Source organism: Agrococcus sp. AC640b (assembly GCF_979255995.1).
Window position 1 is genome coordinate 1 of sequence record NZ_CEEDMM010000009.1, and the last position, 15,084, is coordinate 15,084.

14 protein-coding genes and 2 tRNA genes are annotated in these 15,084 nt (G+C 71.2%); 2 read left to right on the forward strand and 14 right to left on the reverse strand.

Annotation, left to right across the window (positions count from 1 at the left end; translation table 11 throughout):
* The coding region (locus ACZ6H8_RS05110) for a phosphotransferase (RefSeq protein WP_464145127.1) at positions 1-408 on the forward strand (408 nt) is incomplete at its 5' end.
* Between the two features lie 27 nt (positions 409-435).
* Here ACZ6H8_RS05110 and ACZ6H8_RS05115 read toward each other — a convergent pair.
* Positions 436-1,290 carry a rhomboid family intramembrane serine protease gene (locus ACZ6H8_RS05115; protein ID WP_464145130.1) on the reverse strand — a complete coding sequence of 285 codons (855 nt, stop codon included), beginning with the start codon at positions 1,288-1,290 and terminating at the stop codon, positions 436-438.
* A gap of 40 nt (positions 1,291-1,330) precedes the next feature.
* Positions 1,331-1,864 (reverse strand): peptidylprolyl isomerase, encoded by a 534-nt coding sequence (locus ACZ6H8_RS05120; protein WP_464145132.1) that lies wholly within the window; start codon positions 1,862-1,864, stop codon positions 1,331-1,333.
* 130 nt (positions 1,865-1,994) lie between these two features.
* Between ACZ6H8_RS05120 and ACZ6H8_RS05125 the strand changes: the two genes are divergently transcribed.
* Positions 1,995-2,516 carry a hypothetical protein gene (locus ACZ6H8_RS05125; protein WP_464145134.1) on the forward strand — a complete coding sequence of 174 codons (522 nt, stop codon included), beginning with the start codon at positions 1,995-1,997 and terminating at the stop codon, positions 2,514-2,516.
* A gap of 79 nt (positions 2,517-2,595) precedes the next feature.
* On the opposite strand, the gene ACZ6H8_RS05130 is transcribed toward ACZ6H8_RS05125, so the two are convergent.
* The 12 genes from ACZ6H8_RS05130 to ACZ6H8_RS05185 form a co-directional block, all read right to left on the reverse strand.
* On the reverse strand, positions 2,596-3,999 hold the full coding sequence (locus tag ACZ6H8_RS05130) for a threonine/serine exporter family protein (RefSeq protein WP_464145136.1): 1,404 nt from the start codon (positions 3,997-3,999) through the stop codon (positions 2,596-2,598).
* On the reverse strand, positions 3,978-4,424 hold the full coding sequence (locus ACZ6H8_RS05135) for an NUDIX hydrolase (RefSeq protein WP_464145138.1): 447 nt from the start codon (positions 4,422-4,424) through the stop codon (positions 3,978-3,980). Before ACZ6H8_RS05135 ends, ACZ6H8_RS05130 begins: the two co-directional genes overlap by 22 nt.
* A gap of 91 nt (positions 4,425-4,515) precedes the next feature.
* A complete protein-coding gene (locus ACZ6H8_RS05140) occupies positions 4,516-5,334 on the reverse strand; it encodes a MurR/RpiR family transcriptional regulator (protein WP_464145141.1) in 819 nt (272 codons plus the stop codon).
* 84 nt (positions 5,335-5,418) lie between these two features.
* Entirely contained in the window at positions 5,419-5,970 is a 552-nt protein-coding gene (msrA, locus tag ACZ6H8_RS05145; RefSeq protein WP_464145143.1) for a peptide-methionine (S)-S-oxide reductase MsrA, read from the reverse strand.
* Positions 5,971-6,186: 216 nt separating this feature from the next.
* A complete protein-coding gene (locus tag ACZ6H8_RS05150) occupies positions 6,187-6,933 on the reverse strand; it encodes a dihydrofolate reductase family protein (RefSeq protein WP_464145145.1) in 747 nt (248 codons plus the stop codon).
* Positions 6,926-7,861: a dihydropteroate synthase gene (gene folP, locus ACZ6H8_RS05155; protein ID WP_464145147.1), complete on the reverse strand. Its 936-nt coding sequence runs from the start codon at positions 7,859-7,861 to the stop codon at positions 6,926-6,928. Before folP ends, ACZ6H8_RS05150 begins: the two co-directional genes overlap by 8 nt.
* Positions 7,862-8,072: 211 nt before the next feature.
* Positions 8,073-8,145 (reverse strand) — tRNA-Ala (locus ACZ6H8_RS05160).
* Positions 8,146-8,156: 11 nt separating this feature from the next.
* Positions 8,157-8,233 (reverse strand) — tRNA-Ile (locus ACZ6H8_RS05165).
* Positions 8,234-8,300: 67 nt separating this feature from the next.
* On the reverse strand, positions 8,301-8,705 hold the full coding sequence (locus tag ACZ6H8_RS05170) for a DUF3566 domain-containing protein (protein ID WP_464145149.1): 405 nt from the start codon (positions 8,703-8,705) through the stop codon (positions 8,301-8,303).
* Positions 8,702-11,353 (reverse strand): DNA gyrase subunit A, encoded by a 2,652-nt coding sequence (gene gyrA, locus ACZ6H8_RS05175; protein WP_464145151.1) that lies wholly within the window; start codon positions 11,351-11,353, stop codon positions 8,702-8,704. Before gyrA ends, ACZ6H8_RS05170 begins: the two co-directional genes overlap by 4 nt.
* 59 nt (positions 11,354-11,412) lie before the next feature.
* A complete protein-coding gene (gene gyrB / locus ACZ6H8_RS05180) occupies positions 11,413-13,398 on the reverse strand; it encodes a DNA topoisomerase (ATP-hydrolyzing) subunit B (RefSeq protein WP_464145153.1) in 1,986 nt (661 codons plus the stop codon).
* Between the two features lie 183 nt (positions 13,399-13,581).
* The gene (locus ACZ6H8_RS05185) at positions 13,582-14,991 is read right to left on the reverse strand and encodes a four-carbon acid sugar kinase family protein (protein WP_464145155.1); all 1,410 of its coding nucleotides are present in this window, start codon (positions 14,989-14,991) and stop codon (positions 13,582-13,584) included.
* Between the last annotated feature and the right edge of the window lie 93 nt (positions 14,992-15,084).

A 15,084-nucleotide genomic window follows, 5' to 3' on the forward strand; every position in this document is an offset into this window, starting at 1 on the left:
CCCCTCGCGCGCAGGTCGCGCGAGTGGTGGAGCGACCTGCGCCTCGACGAGGGCGTGCTGCTGCACACCGACTTCTGGAGCGGCAACGCCGTCTGGCGCGGCGAGACGCTCACGGGGATCGTCGACTGGTCGAGCGGCAGCCGGGGTCCGCGCGGCGTCGACGTGGCGTGGTGCAGGCAGGACCTCGTGCTGCTCGGCTCCCCCGAGGCGGCCGATGCGATGCTCCACGCCTACGAGCGCGCCGCGGGCGTCACGATCGACGACATCCACGCGTGGGACGTCCACGCGGGCGCCCGCGCCGAGGACCGGGTCGAGGACTGGGCGCCGAACTACGCCGGCATCGGCAGGCCCGAGATCACCGCGACGGTGCTCCGCAGGCGACTGGATCGGTGGAACGCCGCGCTCTGAGGCGCGCGCCTGCCGTGGTCGGGCGCGTCAGAGCACGAAGAGCACGACGAGCCACAGCGCGACGATCGCCGCGGCGACGACGACGATCGGCATCCACGTCGCCCGCTTCGTCTCACGTCCGCGCAGGTTCGACCCCATCCAGAAGCCGAGGGCGAGGCCCGCGGCGAGGCCGCCGACGTGCGCCTGCCAGGAGACGCCCTGGAACACGAAGCCGATGACGAGGTTGATGCCGACGATGATGAGGATCTGCGGGTCGAAGCGGCCGCCGAGCATGCGCTGCAGGCCGATGTAGATGCCGAAGAGCCCGAAGATCGCACCGCTCGCGCCGACGACGAGGGTGCCGGGCGACAGCAGCGACACGGCGATGCTGCCACCGGCGGCCGTCACGAGGTACACGGCGAGGAACGGCAGCCTGCCGATGCGTCGCTCGACGTTGGGTCCGACCATGAACAGCACGAGCATGTTGAACAGGAAGTGCAGGATGCCGGCGTGCACGAGCGCCGACGTCACGAAGCGCCACGGCTCGGTGACGGCGAGGGGCGCGTAGAAGCCGAGGATGTACTGCAGCTGGTCGCCGAGCAGGATCTGCGCGACCCCCACGACGGCGGTGAGCGCGATGATCGCGGTCGTGACGGGCGCCGGCATGCCGAGCCAGCGGCGCACGCCCTGCTTGACGGGTCCGCCGTACGAGCGCCGGCGCTGCTCGCGGTGCGCCGTCATCGACGTCACCTTGCCCTCGCGCACGCACTCGGGGCACTGCACGCCCACGGGAGCCTGGATCTGGCACTGCCCGCAGATGGTGCGACCGCACCGCTGGCACAGGGTCCAGCTGGAGCGGCTCGGGTGCCGGTAGCACGCCTCGGCGCCGGGTGCGTCGGTCATGCCGCACGCATCCCGGCGCCGAGGCAGGGCTGGTGGTGGGTCACTCGACGGTGACGCCCGTGATGGAGACGTCCTGCAGGGGCTTGTCGCGCCCGTCGGTGTCGACGGCCTGGATGGCGTCGACGACCTTCTTGCTCTCGTCGTCCTCGACGAGGCCGAAGATCGTGTGCTTGCCGCGCAGCCACGGCGTGGGCACGGTCGTGATGAAGAACTGCGAGCCGTTCGTGCCGCGGCCGCCCTGGATGCCGGCGTTGGCCATCGCGAGGACGTACGGGGCGTCGAAGGTGAGCTCGGGGTGGATCTCGTCGTCGAACTGGTAGCCGGGGCCGCCGATGCCCTGTCCGAGCGGGTCGCCGCCCTGGATCATGAACTCGGGGATGATGCGGTGGAAGATCGTGCCGTCGTACAGCGGGGTCGACTGGGTCTCGCCGGTGCCGGGGTGCTTCCACTCCGTGCCTCCCGTGGCGAGGCCGACGAAGTTCTCGACCGTCTTGGGTGCGTGGTTGCCGAGCAGGTTGACCTTGATGTCGCCGAGGGTCGTGGAGATCGTCGCGACTGCGGTGTGGAGCGCCATGCGTCGATCCTCGCATGCACGGCGACGCCGATAGCATCCGTTCGACGTCAGCGAAACCCATGCTCGCCGCACATGCGCTGGTCAGGAGTCCGTGCCAGGATGCTGCACAGACACGACCCGGGAGGCAATCATGTCGCTGACGCTCACTCGCAAGCGCGAGAAGGAGATCAAGAAGCTCCGCAAGCAGGCCGAGAAGCTGTGGTCGGTGCAGCGTGACGTCGGGGAGCGCGCCAGCCTCCTCGCCGGCCAGGCAGCCGATCAGGCGAAGGCCTACGGCAACGAGACGCTCGTGCCCGAGGCGCGCCGCTACGCGCAGCGCGGCGTCGACAAGGGCCGCGACGCGGTCTCCGGCGTGACGCACGGCTGGAACGACAAGGTGCTGCCGTCCGTCGCGAGCGGGCTCGGCTCGTTCGCCGCGTACGCGCAGATCGCGAAGGACCAGCGCGTCAAGGACGCGATCTCGAACGTGCAGCGCCTGCGCCTGCCCGAGGTCAAGCCCGCCAAGAAGAGCGGCCCGAGCGCGCTGCAGTGGGTGCTCATCGGCGTCGGCACGGTCGCGGTCGCCGGAGCCGCCTACGCGGCGTGGCAGACGCTGCGCGCCGACGACGACCTCTGGATCCCCGACTCCGACGACGTCGACCCCAGCGTCTGATCGACGCGAGCGACGCTCGAGCGACGAAGGCCCCCACCGTGAGGTGGGGGCCTTCGTGCGTGCAGCGTGCCCGTCGACGTCAGCGCAGGCGCGGCCTGCCGCGCACCACCGACTCGACCGTGTCGCGCACGGGGGCGCCCGCCAGGAGCCCGAGCGATGCGCCGGCGGCGAGCGCGAGGCCGATCGCGCCAGCGCCCGCGAGCTGCACGACGCCGGCGACGAGGCCCGCGGTCGACTCGGCGTCGACGAGCAGGACGAGTCCGCTGAAGACGGCGTAGCCGGGCACGAGCGGCACGATCGCCGCCGTGGTGACGGCGATCGACGGCACGTGCAGACGGTGGGCGACGAGGATCCCCGCGAAGCTCGTCACGAGCGCACCGAACGCGCTCGAGACGGGGGGTCCGAGCCCGAGTCCGAGCCCGATCCACCATCCGCCCCACGCGAGCGCACCCAGCACGGCGCTCAGCACCATCGTGCGCACGCTCGAGCCGAAGAAGATGGCGACGGCCATGGCGATGAGGATCGAGCCCGTGAGCTGCTGCGCGACGGTGCCGAGCGGGAAGGCCGTCGCGATCGGGATCGAGAACCCGGCGAGCGATGCGAGGTGCAGGCCGCCGAGCACGCCCGCGGCGACGCCGACGGTCGAGAGCACGATCTCCATGACGCGACCCTGCGCCGTGAGGCTGAAGCCGTCGATCGCATCCTGTGCGGCGGCGACGACCGACATGCCCGACAGCATGAGCACGATCGCGGCCGCGACGATGAGCGACGGGCGCATGTCGACGAACGGGCCGAAGCCCACCTCCCCGGCCGCCGCCGTCGCGGCCGCGACGGCCGTGACGACGAGGGCGCCGATCACCTGCGAGAAGAACAGCGGGATGCGGATGCGGGCCATGCCGCGCTGCGTCACCGCAGCGAGCACGGCCGTGAGGAACGCGATGACCGTGAGCAGCCAGCTCGCGCCCATGAAGATGCACACGCCCACCGTGACGAGGCCCTGCGCCGCGACGACCACGATCGGCCGATACGTGAACGCCGTGCGTCGCACGCGATCGAACCGCGCCGCGGCCTCGTCGAGCGGGAGCCCGGCCTCGATGTCGACGAGCAGCGCCTGGAGGCGCTGCAGCTTCGCGTGATCCGCGTAGGGCGCGCGCACGACCCGAAGCAGCGTGGTCGGCTCGCGGTCGATCGTGCGCTGCCAGGAGATGGTGATCGAGTTGTAGGTGACGTCGACGTACAGCGGTCGCACGCCGTAGGCGGCGGCGATGCGCGTGCACGCGAGCGTGACGTCGTTCGCGGAGGCGCCGGTGGTGAGCATCGCCTCCGCGACGCGCACGGCGAGGTCGAGCACGCGCAGCGCCATCTCGCGGTCGACGACCTTGAGCATCTCGGTGTGCGGCAGCTCGGGGTCGGCTCGCACGATGCCGAGCAGCCGATCCACGAGGCCGCGGCGACGGTCGGTCATGAGGCCGTCGGCCGCCATCCGTCGAGCAGGCCGAGCGCGACGTCGACGAGGCCGACGTGGCGCAGGCTCGGCACGTCTGCGATGCGGTGCCAGCCGGCGTCGTCGGACGATCCGTCGACCTCGGCGGTCAGCTCGCCGCCGGTGATCTCGGCCGAGTAGACGATGCGCACGCCGTGCAGCGGCTCGCGCTCGCCGCGCAGGCGATCCGACGTGGGGATGACGATCGAGTCGACGCCCAGCAGGCCCGTGAGCCTGGCGTGGAACCCCGTCTCCTCGAGCACCTCGCGCACCGCGGCGTGCTCGGGATGCTCGCCGGGGTCGATGCCGCCGCCAGGCAGCGTCCAGCCGTGGCGGCTGCCGTCGCGCCAATGCGACAGCAGCAGCTCTTCGTCTGCGCCTGCGCCTCGGCGGATCACGCAGTATGCGGCGGCTCGGATGCGCATCCAGAGAGCCTAGCCGCGTCGCGGCCCCTCCAGCACCGGCCTGGCGAGCGTGCTCGTCGTCGTGCAGGGAGCGGGCGCGGGTCTGGGCTCGTCAGTCGTCGGTGAGCTCGGCTGCGACGACGTCGCGCATGTCGGCGGCCGTGCGCGCACCCAGGCGGCGCGCCAGGCCGCCGTGGATGCCCTGCAGCACGACCTGATGCGCGAGGCGCGAGAGGAACGGGTCGATCTCGGCTCCGCCTGCCGCGGGCGGGGTCACGATCGCGAGGGTCGCGGCCACGAGGATGGGCGAGGACCCGAAGGTCGTGATGGCGACGACGACCGCGCCGCGGTCCGCTGCCGCCCGGCAGGCGGCGAGCGTGTGGGCGTTCGCTCCCGAGTGGCTCACCGCGAGCACCGCGTCCTCGGCCCCGAGGGCACGCATCGCGAGCTGCTGCGCGACGACGTCGACCGGCGCCTCGACCGATCGCCCGAGGGCCGCGATGCGCAGCGCGGCATCCTGCAGCCCCGGTCCTGAGAAGCCGGTGCCGACGAGCACGAGTCGCGCTGCGCCCGCGAGCATGTCGACGGCCTGCTCGATGTCCGACGCGTCGACGGCGTCGCGTGCCAGGCGCAGCGCGTCGATCGCGGCGTCGAACGGCGCACCCGTCGCTGGCACCCCCTCCCCGCTCGAGGCGTGCTGGGGGCGTGCGAGCTCGAGCCGCAGACGCTGGAAGGAGGGGAGGCCGGCGCTGCGACACGCACGCAGCACCGCTGCGGACGACGCCTGCGCTGCGTCGGCGAGCTGCGCTGCCGACCAGGTCGCGACCTCCGCGGGCCGCGCGACGATGACCTGCACGACGCGGCGCTCCTCGGCGTCGAGCCTGGCCTCGTTCGCGCGCAGTCTCGCCAGGATGGCGTTCGATGGCTCCACGGCGCTCCTTCGTCCGGCCAGCGGCGGGCGCCGAGCACGGTGGCTCGGAGCCTAGCGGCCGCACGCCGCCGTGCATCCGACGGGTCAGACGGCCTGCTGGCTCGTCGCCTCGCGGCGCGGCAGCACCCAGCCGGGGCGTGCGAAGTGGCACGTGTAGCCGTTCGGGATGCGCTCGAGGTAGTCCTGGTGCTCGGGCTCGGCCTCCCAGAACGGGCCGAGGGCCTCGATCGTCGTGACGGCCTTGCCCGGCCAGAGGCCCGAGGCGTCGACGTCGGCGATCGTGTCGCGTGCGATGGCCTCCTGCTCGGGCGTGACCGGGAAGATCGCCGAGCGGTAGCTGGTGCCCACGTCGTTGCCCTGCCGGTTCAGCGTCGACGGGTCGTGGATCTGGAAGAACAGCTCGAGCAGCTCGCGATACGACGTGCGCGCGGGGTCGAACACGATCTCGAGCGCCTCGGCGTGCCCGGGGTGGTTGCGGTACGTCGCGTTCGCGTTGCTGCCGCCGGTGTAGCCGACGCGGGTGGCGACGACGCCGGGGCGCTTGCGCACGAGGTCCTCCATGCCCCAGAAGCAGCCGCCTGCGAGCACGGCCGTCTCGAGGCCGGGGGTCTGCGTGATGGTGCCGGTGTCGGTCATCTCGATGCTCCTTCGTGGTCGGTCGCGATGCTACGGCCAGATGGGCCGCGGCGTCACACCGTGGACAACGCGTTCGGATCCGGTTCTGATCCCGGATGGCGCCCACCCGCACCGAGCCGGTCCCCCGACGCTCCGCCACACCACCCCACCGAGCCGCTCTGCCAACCGCTCCGTGAGGTGCGAGCGCAGCGAGCCTCGAAGGGAGCCCGCCCCGGCTCAGCGCGCGCGCACCGACCGCACGACGAGCGTGTCGCCCGCGCGCAGCAGCGACGCGATCCGCATGGGGTGGGCGATCGTGTCGTCCGCCTGCCCGATGCGGCGGCTGGGTCCGCCCTCGATGCGCGACGCGAGCGTGAAGCACGTCTCGTCGACGAGGTCGGCGGCGAGCATCGCCGCCGCCCACGACGGTCCGCCCTCGCACTGGATGCGCTGCAGGCCGAGCGCGCGCAGCGCCTCGACGGCGCGGCGCGCGTCGACGCGCTCGAGGCCAGCGGGCACGACGTCGGCGACGGCGGCGAGCGCGGCATCCGCGTCGGCTGCGGCAGCGTCGGTCGTGAGCACGATCGGACGCCGCGGCGCGTCGCGCAGCATCGGATGCGTCGGGTCGAGGCGAAGGCTGCCGGAGACGAGCGCGAGCACGGGATGCGCGTCGAGGCCCCGTGCCGTGCGCCAGGCGACGCTGCCGGCGTCGAGCTCGAGCTGCTCGTATCCCTCCGACCTCGCGGTGCCGGCACCGACGAGCACGACGTCGGCCACGCGGCGGGCTGCGGCGAGCACGCGCCGGTCGGCGTCGTCGCCGAGCCCGCCCGAGCGTCCGTCGTGGGCGGTGGCGCCGTCGAGCGACGCGATCATCGTGAGCCGCGTCCACCGCGCGGGAACGCCCGCGAGGTCGGCGGCGAGCGCGTCGTCGTCGAGATCGATCGCGGCGGTCGGGAGGAGGCGGTCGAGCGTCGGCTCAGTCATTGGCGGCGCCCATGTTGTGCACGGGATGCTCTGGCTCACGCCACCCCATGAGGGCCTCGGCCATGCGCACGGCGTCGCGCGTGCGCGCCACCTCGTGCACGCGCACGATGCGGGCGCCGCGGGTGATGGCGAAGACGGCGGCGGCGAGGGAGCCGTCGACGCGGTCGGGCCGCTCGGCCTCGAGCACCTCGCCGATGAAGTCCTTGTTCGACATCGCCGCGAGCACGGGGAAGCCGAGCGCGGCGACGACCGGCAGGCGACGTGCCAGGCGCAGGGTGTCGACCGTGTTCTTGTTGAGGTCGAAGCCAGGGTCGAGCACGATGCGGTCCTCCCGCACGCCGGCTGCGACGGCCTGGTCGACGCGGTCGCGCAGCATCGCGGCGACCTCCTCCTCGACGGCGTCGTACTGCGGCATCGCGAACTGCGTGCGCGGCCCTGAGCCCTCTGGCGCTGCGAGCGAGTGGGTGATGACGAGCGTCGCATCCGAGTCGGCGACGACCCGTGCGAGGCCGGGGTCGTGCAGCGCCGTCGTGTCGTTGATGACGTCGGCCCCCGCGGCGATCGCAGCCTCGGCGACGGCGGCGTGGAACGTGTCGACCGAGATCACGACGTCGGATGCCGCACGCAGCTCGCGCACGACGGGCACGATGCGCTCGACCTCGACGTCGACGGGCAGCGCCTCCCCGGGCGCGAAGGGCACGCCCCCGATGTCGACCCAGTCGGCACCGGCCGCGACGGCCTCGAGCGACGCGCGCACGGCGGCGTCGAGCGGGAACGTGCGCCCCTGGTCGTAGAACGAGTCGGGCGTGCGGTTGACGATCGCCATGACGGCGACCTGCCTGCCGAAGTCGAACGTGTGGGTGCCGATCGCGCGCAACGGGTGCGCGATCGGTGGCACGTACGGATCGTGCTGGTCGAGCTCGGTCATGGTCCCCCTCGCGCCGGAGGCTTCAGACGACGCCGACAGGTCTGATCTTGGCTGCGGACGTGCCGTGGCGCAACGCGCCGCACCATCGCAGCACGACGCCCGGCAGCCGGGAGCGCCGGCGCGGGTGCAGCCGCTGCGGGCGGCGGCTGACCGTCTCGATGCAGCCGGGACGCGAAGACGCCCGTCCGGGCTTCGGACGGGCGTCGAGGGGTGGAGCCTGGGAGAATCGAACTCCCGACATCCTGCTTGCAAAGCAGGCGCTCTACCAACTGAGCTAAGGCCCCAGTGTCGCGCGTGGTGGGGCTACATGGACTCGAACCATGGACCTCTTCGTTATCAGCGAAGCGCTCTAACCGCCTGAGCTATAGCCCCGCGCGCACGATCAGCAACATTACCATGCGTCGGGCGTGCTGCTGCACGCCGTGCATCCGCCGTTCGACTACTGGTTGGAGAAGCCCACGAGCAGACCGCCCGTGAACCGCACCGACAGGTTGTAGAGCGTCGCGAACACGGCGCCGAGCACCGTGACGACGACGAAGTTCAGCAGCGCCACGATCACCGTGAACAGCAGCACCTGCGGCAGCGAGAGGAACGTCATCACCGAGAACGACGAGTCGCCGAGGATGTCGGCGAGCGCCTCGTCGATGCGGCCGAACAGGCCGAGCAGGTTCAGCAGCGACCACAGCACGAACGTGACGACGACGAGCACGATGCCCGCGATCACGCCGACGATCGCCGACAGCTTCAGCGCCGACCAGAAGTCGACCCAGACGAGCCGCAGGCGCACCTGCTTGCCGCCGGACCGCTTGGGGCCCTTGCCCTGCAGTCGCTCCGCGATGCTCATGCTTCCTCCGTGTCGCCCTCAGCGGACGCCTCCGTGTCGCTGGACCCGTCCACGATAGTCGCATCGTCGGTGGATGCCGCATCGACGTCGCCGTCGACCGCGATGCCGGCCGCGGCGAGCGAGCCCGCAGGCAGGCCCTCGGCTGCTGCCTCCTCGACAGCCTCCTCCGCAGCCTCCTCGGCGGCCTCCTCCTCGTTGCGGGCGATCGACAGGATCGGGTCGGCGTCGCTGATCGACGCGAATCGCACGCCCATCGCGCTGCGGCCCGTCGCCGTCACCTCGCTCGCCGCCGACCGCACGACCTTGCCGCTCGCGCGGATCATGAGCACCTCGTCGGTCTCGGCGACGATGATCGCCCCCGCGAGCTCTCCGCGGTCGTGCTCGCCGCGGCTGTAGGTGATGACGCCCTGCGTGCCACGACCCTTCGCCGGGTACTGCGACACGTGCGTCTTCTTCGCGTAGCCCTTCGACGTCGCCACGAACACGTAGCCGTCGTCGCCGACGACCATCGCGTTCAGCACGGTGTCGCCGTCGATGAGGTTCATGGCCTTCACGCCCGCGGTCGAGCGGCCCATGGGGCGCAGGACGTCGTTCGACGCGTGGAAGCGGGCAGCCTTGCCGCCGCGCGACACGACGAGGATGTCGTCGGACTCGTCGACGAGCATCGCCGACACCAGCTGGTCGCCGTCGCGCAGGTCGATGGCGATGATGCCACCGGTGCGGTTCGTGTCGTACAGCTCGAGACGCGTCTTCTTCACCTGGCCCTCGCGAGTCGCGAGCACGAGGAACTCGGCAGCCTGGTAGTCGCGCACCGCGAGCACCTGCTGCACCGTCTCGTCGGGCTGCATCGCGAGCAGGTTGGCCACGTGCAGGCCCTTCGCGTCGCGGCCCGCCTCGACGATCTCGTACGCCTTCGAGCGGTACACGCGGCCGAGGTTCGTGAAGAACAGCAGCCAGTGGTGCGTCGAGGTGACCTCGAAGTGCGCAACGAGGTCGTCGGCGCGCAGCTGCGCACCCCGCACGCCCTTGCCGCCTCGGTGCTGCGCCCGGTAGTTGTCGATGCGCGTGCGCTTCACGTAGCCGCCGCGAGTGAGCGAGACGACCATCTGCTCCTCGGGGATGAGGTCCTCCATCGACACGTCGCCGTCGCCGCCGGGCACGATGTGCGTGCGGCGGTCGTCGCCGTGCTTCTCGACGATCTCGGTGAGCTCGTCGACGATGATGGAGCGCTGGCGTGCCGTGTCGCCGAGGATGTCCTCGTAGTCGGTGATCTTCGCCTGCAGCTCGGTCGCCTCGTCGTGGATGCGCTGCCGCTCGAGCGCCGCGAGACGGCGCAGCTGCAGCTCGAGGATCGCGCGCGCCTGCACGTCGTCGATCGACAGCAGATCCATGAGGCCCGTGCGCGCCTCGTCGGCGTTCGGCGAGCGGCGGATGAGCGCGATGACCTCGTCGAGCGCGTCGAGCGCGGCGAGGTAGCCGCGCAGGATGTGCATGCGCTTCTCGGCCTCGCGCAGACGGTACTGCGTGCGACGCACGATGACCTCGACCTGGTGCGCCGCCCAGTGGGTGATGAACCCGTCGATCGGCAGCGTGCGCGGCACGCCGTCGACGATCGCGAGCATGTTCGCCGAGAAGTTGTCCTGCAGCTGCGTGTGCTTGTACAGGTTGTTGAGCACGACCTTCGCGACCGCGTCGCGCTTCAGCGTGACGACGAGGCGCTGGCCCGTGCGGCCCGACGTCTCGTCCTTCAGGTCGGCGATGCCCGAGATCTTGCCGTCCTTCACGAGATCGGCGATCTTCACCGCGAGGGTGTCGGGGTTCACCTGGTACGGCAGCGAGGTCACGACGAGCGACGTACGGCCGTGGATCTCCTCGACGGCGACGTCGGCGCGCATGCGGATGGAGCCGCGGCCGGTGCGGTACGCCTCCTGGATGCCGCGCGTGCCGAGGATCTGCGCACCCGTGGGGAAGTCGGGGCCCTTGATCCGCGCGATGAGCGCATCCTGCAGCTCCTGCTGCGTGGCCTCGGGGTGCTCGAGGTGCCAGATCGCGCCCTCGGCGACCTCGCGGAGGTTGTGCGGCGGGATGTTCGTCGCCATGCCGACGGCGATGCCGACGGAGCCGTTGACCAGCAGGTTCGGGAAGCGCGCAGGCAGCACGACGGGCTCCTGCGTGGAGCCGTCGTAGTTGTCCTGGAAGTCGACGGTGTCCTCGTCGATGTCGCGCACCATCTCCATCGCGATGGGCGCCATCTTCGTCTCGGTGTACCGAGGTGCCGCGGCCTCGTCGTTGCCTGCGGAGCCGAAGTTGCCCTGGCCGAGCGCGAGCGGGTGGCGCATCGCCCACGGCTGCACGAGCCGCACGAGGGTGTCGTAGATGGGCGAGTCGCCGTGCGGGTGGTACTGCCCCATGACGTCGCCGACGACGCGGGCGCACTTCGAGAACGCCTTGTCGGGCCGGAAGCCGCCGTCGTACATCGCGTACAGCACGCGACGGTGCACGGGCTTGAGCCCATCGCGCACCTCGGGCAGCGCGCGCCCGATGATGACGCTCATCGCGTAGTCGAGGTACGACCGCTGCATCTCGAGCTGCAGGTCGACCTGCTCGATGCGGCCGTGGTTCGGCTCGTTGGTGGTGGTGTCGGTCATCGTCGTTCGTCAGCTCTCGTGGGGTCGATCGTGGGAGTTCGTGGACGGCAGGCGAGCGCCTAGATGTCCAGGAACCTCACGTCCTTCGCGTTGCGCTGGATGAAGGTGCGTCGCGACTCGACGTCCTCGCCCATGAGGGTCGAGAAGACGGTGTCGGCGACGGCGGCGTCCTCGAGCGTGACCTGCTTGAGGATGCGGGTGTCGGGATCCATCGTCGTCTCCCACAGCTCGTTGTAGTTCATCTCGCCGAGGCCCTTGTAGCGCTGGATGCCGCCGTCGTTGGCCTTCGGCAGGCGCCGGCCCGCGTCCTCGCCGATCTTGCGCAGCTCGTCGCGCTCCCGGTCGGAGAACGCGTAGTCGGGGTCGCCCTGCGTCCACTTCATCTTGTAGAGCGGGGGCGCCGCGAGGTACACGAAGCCGCGGTCGATGAGGGGCCGCATGTAGCGGAACAGCAGCGTGAGCAGCAGGGTCGTGATGTGCTGGCCGTCGACGTCGGCATCGGCCATGAGGACGATCTTGTGGTACCGCACCTTGTCGGCGTCGAAGTCCTCGCCGAGCCCGGCGCCGAAGGCCGTGATCATCGACTGGATCTCGATGTTCTGCAGCGCGCGGTCGAGGCGCGCCTTCTCGACGTTGAGCACCTTGCCGCGCAGCGGCAGGATCGCCTGCGTGCGCGGGTCGCGGCCCTGCACGGCCGAGCCGCCTGCCGAGTTGCCCTCGACGAGGAAGATCTCGCACTCCGCGGGATTGCGCGACTGGCAGTCCTTGAGCTTGCCGGGCATGCCGCCCGACTCGAGCAGACCCTTGCGGCGCGTCTGCTCGCGCGCCTTGCGAGCCGCGAGGCGGGCCGTGGCGGCCTGGATGGCCTTGCGCACGATCTCCTTCGCCGACGACGGGTTGCGCTCGAACCAGTCGCCGAGCTGCTCGTTGACGACCTTCTGCACGAACGACTTCGCTTCGGTGTTGCCGAGCTTCGTCTTCGTCTGGCCCTCGAACTGCGGCTCGCCGAGCTTCACGGAGACGATGGCGGTGAGGCCTTCGCGCACGTCCTCGCCCGAGAGGTTCTCGTCCTTGTCGCGCAGCTGGTTCGAGGCGCGCGCGTAGCGGTTCACGAGGCTCGTGAGCGCTGCACGGAAGCCCTCCTCGTGCGTGCCGCCCTCATGCGTGTTGATGACGTTCGCGTAGGTGTAGACGGCCTCCTGGTAGCCGTTCGTCCACTGCATCGCGATCTCGACGGCGATGCGCCGCTCGACGTCCTCGAACTCGAAGTCGATGATCTCGTCGTGCACGAGGTCGACCTTCTTCGTGCGGTTGAGCTGCTCGACGTAGTCGCGCAGGCCGTTCTCGTAGTAGAACTCCTCCTTGCGCGGCTCGGTCGTGCCGTCGTCCGCCTCGTCGCCGTGCTCGGCGCGCTCGTCGATGATCGTGACGCGCAGGCCCTTGTTGAGGAACGCCGTCTGCTGGAACCGCTTCGCGAGCGTGTCGTAGTCGAACTCGGTCGTCTCGAAGATGTCGGCGCTCGGCCAGAACGTGATCGTCGTGCCCGTCTCCTCCGTCGCCTCGCCTCGCACGATCGGGCCCTGCGGCTCGCCGACGGCGTACGACTGCCGCCAGACGAAGCCCTGACGGCGGATCTCGACGTCGAGCGTCGACGACAGCGCGTTCACGACCGACGAGCCCACGCCGTGCAGGCCGCCGGAGACGGCGTAGCCACCGCCGCCGAACTTGCCGCCTGCGTGCAGCACGGTCAGCACGACCTCGAGCGTCGACTTCGACGGGTCGGAGGAGTGCGGGTCGACGGGGATGCCGCGACCGTCGTCGACGACGCGGAGGCCGCCGTCGGCGAGCATCGTCACGACGATGGTGTCGCAGTATCCGGCGAGGGCCTCGTCGACGGAGTTGTCGACGACCTCGTAGACCAGGTGGTGCAGGCCGCGAGGTCCCGTCGAGCCGATGTACATGCCAGGACGCTTCCTGACGGCCTCCAGGCCCTCCAGGATCTGGATCTGGTCGGCCCCGTACTCGTCGCGCGTCTCGTCCGTCATGCGTCGTGCATCTCCCTCGGCATCGCCTCGCGCGCGCTCGCGCGCGCAACCCGTCGATTCTACCTTGTTATATGGGGTGCGCTGCGGTCGACGAGCCGTCTGGGGAGGGATCTCGCGACAGGCGGAATCGGCGTGCAGCCGTGACGGATGCTCAGGTCTGGCGCGGCACGACGGGCCTGCGCGTCACGAGCGGTCGGCGAGCGTCGCCACGACGCGGGCGAGCGATCCCGCGTCGCCCACGTTGCCGGCGAAGACGACGTACGGGATGCCGTCGGCCGGGCCACCGTCTGGCTGCCACAGCGAGACGATGCCCGGCAGCATCGGGCCCGCGACGCGGGCTCTGCGGATGCGCAGGGCCTCCGAGGCGACGTCGCTCGAGGTGATGCCGCCCTTCGCGACGACGAAGCGCGGCGGCGCAGCCTCGAGCACGCGCTGCACGAGCTCCACGACGCCCGACGACACGCGCCGGGCGATGTCGAGGCTCGCGTCGCCGTCTGCCCCGTCGATGCGCTCCCGCGTCGTGTGCACGATGACCGTGCCGTGCTCGATCGCCTCGGCGACCGCTGCCGTCCGCTCGGCCAGGTGCGCGTCGCGATCGTCGCCGATGAGCGCCCGCACGTCGAGCTCGATCGTCACGGTGTCGGGTCGCGCCTCGCGCAGCGCCTCGAGCTGCTGCGTCGTGAGCGGCACATGGCTCCCCACGACCACGAGGCCGCCTCGGTCGTTCGCGAACGCGACGTCGCCGGGCTCGACGGGCGTCGCGATCTCCTGGCCGATGTGGGCTCGCGGATACGGCGGTCCGACGCGCAGGAGGGCACCGATGCCCTCGCGCTCGAGCGCATGCAGCGCGAGGGCGACCTGCCGCATGTCGGCCTCGTCGACGACGTCGACCGCCACGACCGTGCCCGCAGGCAGCGCGCGCAGGAACGCGACGACCGCATGGGTGCCCGCTCGGATGACGTCGAGGGTGAGCGGTGCGACGTCGCCGGCCACGACGCGCCCGCCGGTCTTCTCCTCCACCCAGTCGCGCAGCGACGACGATGCGAAGCCGAAGGTGGGGTCGGCGGCGAACGCCGTCTCGCCGACGGGCGTCGCCTCGCCGTCGACGACCCAGTGGTGCACGGAGTCGACCGTGATGCGGCCCGCGTCGGGGAACGCGGGCACGAGCATCGTGAGGTGGGGCGCCGTGCCACCGGCATCGACGATCGCCGCGCGCAGCACGTCGACCTCGAGCGGGAAGTGGCCGCGCAGCGTCGAGTCGCCTCTGCTGACGAACGATGCGCGGCGACCGGCGCGCTCGGCGGCCGCGAGCGCGACCGCGACGACCTCGCGGTTCCGCGCAGCGGCGTCGTCCTCGCTCAGCGAGCGCGTGTTCGTGAGCACGTACACGGCGGGAGCGCCCGTGCCGATCGCCCAGTCGAGGTCGTCGGCCTCCCAGCGCGTCAGCACGGGCAGATCCGCGACCGACTGCGTGCCCGTGGGGTCGTCGTCGAGCACGATCTGCACGAGCGCGGGATCGAGCGCGGCCGCGACCTCGGCGGCGGTGATCGTCAACGGCCCAGGGGCACCGGTCAGCAGCTCGTCGACGTGCACGGGACTCCTCGGAGGACGGGTGTGATCGCAGGCGGAGGAGCCTGCACGACCTCGACCAGCCTAGGCAGTGCCGGAAGCGCGCGCCGATCGCTC

Bases quoted from the DNA above. Each gene is read 5' to 3' on its own strand.
- ACZ6H8_RS05115 (WP_464145130.1), bottom strand. From the start codon at position 1,290: ATGACCGACGCACCCGGCGCCGAGGCGTGCTACCGGCACCCGAGCCGC.
- ACZ6H8_RS05120 (WP_464145132.1), bottom strand. From the start codon at position 1,864: ATGGCGCTCCACACCGCAGTCGCGACGATCTCCACGACCCTCGGCGAC.
- ACZ6H8_RS05125 (WP_464145134.1), top strand. From the start codon at position 1,995: ATGTCGCTGACGCTCACTCGCAAGCGCGAGAAGGAGATCAAGAAGCTC.
- ACZ6H8_RS05130 (WP_464145136.1), bottom strand. From the start codon at position 3,999: ATGGCGGCCGACGGCCTCATGACCGACCGTCGCCGCGGCCTCGTGGAT.
- ACZ6H8_RS05135 (WP_464145138.1), bottom strand. From the start codon at position 4,424: ATGCGCATCCGAGCCGCCGCATACTGCGTGATCCGCCGAGGCGCAGGC.
- msrA (WP_464145143.1), bottom strand. From the start codon at position 5,970: ATGACCGACACCGGCACCATCACGCAGACCCCCGGCCTCGAGACGGCC.
- ACZ6H8_RS05150 (WP_464145145.1), bottom strand. From the start codon at position 6,933: ATGACTGAGCCGACGCTCGACCGCCTCCTCCCGACCGCCGCGATCGAT.
- folP (WP_464145147.1), bottom strand. From the start codon at position 7,861: ATGACCGAGCTCGACCAGCACGATCCGTACGTGCCACCGATCGCGCAC.
- ACZ6H8_RS05170 (WP_464145149.1), bottom strand. From the start codon at position 8,705: ATGAGCATCGCGGAGCGACTGCAGGGCAAGGGCCCCAAGCGGTCCGGC.
- gyrA (WP_464145151.1), bottom strand. From the start codon at position 11,353: ATGACCGACACCACCACCAACGAGCCGAACCACGGCCGCATCGAGCAG.
- gyrB (WP_464145153.1), bottom strand. From the start codon at position 13,398: ATGACGGACGAGACGCGCGACGAGTACGGGGCCGACCAGATCCAGATC.